This is a genomic window from Massilia sp. BKSP1R2A-1, from assembly GCF_050586525.1.
Taxonomy (GTDB): domain Bacteria; phylum Pseudomonadota; class Gammaproteobacteria; order Burkholderiales; family Burkholderiaceae_D; genus Telluria.
The window spans coordinates 1-662 of record NZ_JBOBRE010000045.1 but is presented as its reverse complement, the minus strand read 5'-3'; the positions used below and the strand labels follow the sequence as shown (position 1 = coordinate 662).

Below are 662 nucleotides of genomic sequence, written 5' to 3'. Positions count from 1 at the left end.
AACATCAGTCGCTATCTGGCAGAACTGGACACGGCGGACCGGCAGGAACCAGTTGCTGCGCAAGCGAAAAGCGTTCGCCTGAACGACAAGATCGCAGCGCTGAGATCGCAGATGGCTACGCTCAAGGAAATCGAAGCGAAGCTGGAAAAGACTGGCGAAACGCAGATCTCGCTCACCGATCCGGACGCGCGTTCAATGATGACGCGCGGTTCAGGCATCGTGGGCTATAACGTGCAAACTGCGGTCGACGCCAAACACCATTTGATCGTCGAGCACGAGGTCACCAACAATGGCAGCGACCGTGATCAATTGTCCGGCATGGCAAAGAAGGCCCGCACAGCGATCGGTACGGCTACATTGACCGCCATTGCCGACCGAGGCTACTTCAAAGGCGAGGAAATCCTGGCCTGTCATGAGGCGGGAATACGTGCTTTGGTGCCGCCTACGAAGACTTCCGTGGCCAAGGCCGATGGCCGATTCGACAAGGCCGATTTCATCTACGATCCCGAAAAGAACGAGTATCGCTGCCCGGCCGGCGAAGCCTTGATCTGGCGATTTTCCAGCGTAGAGAAAGGCATGACGAATCACCGCTATTGGAGCTCGAACTGCAAGGGTTGTCCGCTCAAGGACAGGTGCACGCCGAGCGCGCAGCGGCGTGTGAC

Annotated in this window: 1 protein-coding gene; it reads left to right on the top strand. The window is 57.9% G+C overall.

Annotation, left to right across the window (positions count from 1 at the left end):
• The coding region (locus ACQ7JA_RS25000) for a transposase (protein WP_430902407.1) at positions 1–662 on the top strand (662 nt) is incomplete at both ends.